Consider the following 3571-nt stretch of genomic DNA (forward strand, 5'->3'; position numbering starts at 1 on the left):
TAAACGATAATATTCTGAGTATCCTCTGAATTAATTTTTCCCAACTGAAAAGGTAACATAATCTGATGATAATTCCTGACAGTAAACTGAAGAGGTCTTAAATTTTGAAAACCTAGTTTTTCTTGTGCTTCTAAGTTAACTCTTACCACAAAAAAGAAAAGTTTCTTATTAATATAAGGTTGTAGATATTTAGCAGCACCTCGAGGAATTTTATACTGATTTTTCCTTAACCAATCTTCTAAAGAATTAGACTATCTTGCACTTAAAATAACAATATCATATTCTCCCACCGTGAAGCTTTCTATGACTCTTACATTTTGGCGGGGAAGTCTATCCCTAATTCCCCCACCTCTAAGACCACCTCTAGGGCCATTACCATTAAAAAAATCATATTCAACTAACCTTGGAGAAGTAAAATCATCTAAACGTTGAAAAAGTTTTGGTGAAACAACTCTTACATCTTGCTTTTTTAGTACAACTGGTACTGTTCAACAATGAATAATGAATAATGAATAATAAATAATTACCTCTCCTTGAAAGAAGAGGATTGACAAAGAGATGAAAATTTTTCTTCTCTTGGTCGATTGGATATGGCGAGGAAACCTCGCCATCCCTCGACCGCTTATTATCCCCTTAAAAGGGGAGGCGCATACCCACAATTTTTCGGTAAAATTAGTGCAAACTCTTCAGGTTCCCCCTTATAATCAAAAGCTAAACTGTAAGTTGTTTGATTGTCTTGATGAGCGATCGCCACTTGTGAGTGGTTATTAAACATTTCAGCATCAACCTTTGCCACAAAAAAGCCACAAAAACTTCTAAATTTTTTGACATCTATAGACATAGAAACTAATATTAAGCTTCCCACTATAGATAATTTGATGATTTTTTTTAGCCTGAGTTTTAAAAACATACAATCAATAATTAATAATTAACAATTAATAATTATCTCTTCTTTTCAAGGATAGGATTATTCAAAGGAAAATTTTTTCTCTCTTAGTCGATTGGATATGCTGAGGAGACCTGCTCTTCTCAGAGGCTCTCCGCTTTATATGTTCGGAGCAAAATTCCATACCTCTAACGCTTGTTTTTTCTTTAAAATAGAGACTTTAAATCTCAATTATTCGGCAAATAAATATATAGCAATCCTAAATTGTTTGTGAAAAATAAAAAAGTAGATAAAAAAACTGAAACTCTTACCTTTTCCCTGTTCCCTATTCCATGTTCCCTAAAAACAGTAAGATTTTTATACACAAATAAAATATGACTGCTATAGGAATTTTCAAATTAGTAAGATGCACAAGTTTCGGATATTAGAGAAAAGTGAAAAACAACAAAAATAGAAACTAATATTCAGCTTCCAACTACTAGATAATTTAGTGATTTTTTTCAGTGTGACTTAGACTTAGTAGAATATATCAGTCAAGAAATATTTATCTAGATTCACATACTTTTGATATCAAACATTCATAGTTTCCATTTCAAATTTTTCCTAATTTTAGTCAACGTTGTTAGACGACTTTTTTGTAGTTAATATAGCAATCCTAAATAGGTTGTGACACATAAAAAAGTAAATAAAAAAACTGAAACTCTTACCTATTCCCTCTCTTGGTCAGCATTCCGCAAGCGAGCTGACGCCGACGCGGGATCTGACCGCTCTCTTGGTCGATTGGATATGGCGTTTGCTAGCGCAAAGCTACGGGAAGCTCCGCTTTTTCCTGCGGAATGCTACGCAAACATGTCGGCGATAGCCGTTAACGTAGTTATGCGCTAGCAAAACGACCGCTATTCCCTAAAAAGCAGTAATATTTTTGACACGAATAAAATAGGATTGCTATAGTTTTGTATGATTGAGTATTCCCTACAACCTACTACCTATTCTTTTTATTTTTTTTAGATTTACTTAACTATTCAGTCTCTTAATTATCTAGTAGAGAAGGCTAATTATTGATATTCTATTGTTTCAGTTTCAGCTATTGCATAACTCAAGAGCAATAATGATAACTGCTTTTATAGATAGAAAAAACTATAAAAGAAGAAATGAAGAAAATCCTGACTAAACTCAAGAAATGCTAAATCACAACTTAATATTAACTACGATGACAGTAAAATCTAGAACTCAAAACCTAGAACAAACCTAACATGGTACAACTAACACCTAATCCTTCATTTAGTCTAACAATTCGCCTCGAAACTCCTAACCGCACCGGAATGTTGGCCAACGTTACCCAAGCCATCGCATCAGAAGGAGGCAATATAGGCCACATTAACTTACTAGAGCAAAGTCGCCGAATTACACTCAGAGAAATTACAGTTGATGCCTATAGTACCGAACACGCCGAGAAAATTGTCCAAGCAGTTAAAGCCTTAACAGAAATCAAAGTAGTTGATGTCTACGACCGCACCTTCAATTTACATCGTGGTGGTAAAATAACAGTCCAAGGTAAAATACCACTAAATTCTCAATCTGACCTATCAATGGCCTATACCCCAGGAGTAGGCAGAATATCCAAAGCTATTGCAGAAGACCCCGAACAAATCTATAAACTCACCATTAAACAGAACACAGTTGCCATTGTTACAGATGGTAGTGCAGTTTTAGGACTAGGTAATCTCGGCCCAGGAGGAGCTTTACCAGTAATGGAAGGTAAAGCAATGCTATTTAAAGAATTTGCTGGGGTAGATGCTTTTCCAGTCTGTCTCGCTACTCAAGACACTGATGCTATTATCGAAACAGTTAAAAATATTGCTCCTGTATTTGGAGGAGTAAACTTAGAAGATATTGCTGCCCCTCGTTGTTTTGAAATAGAAGCCAAGTTACGCCAAATATTAGACATTCCAGTATTTCATGATGACCAACATGGTACTGCAATAGTTAGTTTAGCTGCATTGATTAATGCTTTAAAGTTGGTCAAAAAATCTATAGAAGATATTCGTATTGTCATTAATGGAGCTGGTGCTGCAGGAATAGCGATCGCTCGTTTGTTACGCAAAGCAGGGACCAGTACAATTTGGTTATGTGACTCTAAAGGTATAGTTTCAAAAGATCGTACAGGTCTAAACCCAGAAAAACAAGAATTTGCTGTTGAATCTTCAGGTACTTTAGCAGATGCTTTGGTAGACGCTGATGTATTTTTAGGTGTGAGTGCTCCAGGGGTTGTTACTCCAGAAATGGTGCGTTCCATGGCTAAAGACCCTATAGTATTTGCTATGGCTAATCCTATTCCTGAAATACAGCCAGAGTTAGTTAAAGGAGATGTGGCAGTTATGGCCACAGGTCGCAGTGATTACCCAAATCAAATTAATAATGTTTTGGCATTTCCCGGCATATTTCGTGGTGCTTTAGATTGTCGGGCCACTACTCTGACATCTACAATGTATTTAGAAGCTGCTAGAGCGATCGCCTCATTAGTCAAAACTTCAGACCTAGATAAAGAACATATTATTCCTTCGGTCTTTGATACTAGGGTTGCTACTGCTGTTGCCAGCGCAGTGGCCCACGCAGCTCGCCAAGAAGGAGTCACCATTTAAAAGCTTTTGGATTTTTAAATATCCGTATTTCTGTAGATGTAGT

2 protein-coding genes and 1 pseudogene are annotated in these 3571 nt (G+C 36.0%); 1 reads left to right on the plus strand and 2 read right to left on the minus strand.

Translation table 11 applies throughout. The features are described from left to right. Positions 1–473 (minus strand): annotated as a pseudogene (locus tag AC3DU7_RS09155) (DUF2330 domain-containing protein); the annotation flags it as partial. Between the two features lie 152 nt (positions 474–625). After that, positions 626–910: a DUF2330 domain-containing protein gene (locus tag AC3DU7_RS09160; protein ID WP_488039042.1), complete on the minus strand. Its 285-nt coding sequence runs from the start codon at positions 908–910 to the stop codon at positions 626–628. Positions 911–2139: 1229 nt separating this feature from the next. Between AC3DU7_RS09160 and AC3DU7_RS09165 the strand changes: the two genes are divergently transcribed. Continuing rightward, positions 2140–3528 (plus strand): malic enzyme-like NAD(P)-binding protein, encoded by a 1389-nt coding sequence (locus AC3DU7_RS09165; RefSeq protein WP_488039043.1) that lies wholly within the window; start codon positions 2140–2142, stop codon positions 3526–3528. Positions 3529–3571: the final 43 nt, after the last annotated feature.

It is taken from the genome of Okeania sp. (assembly GCF_983059655.1).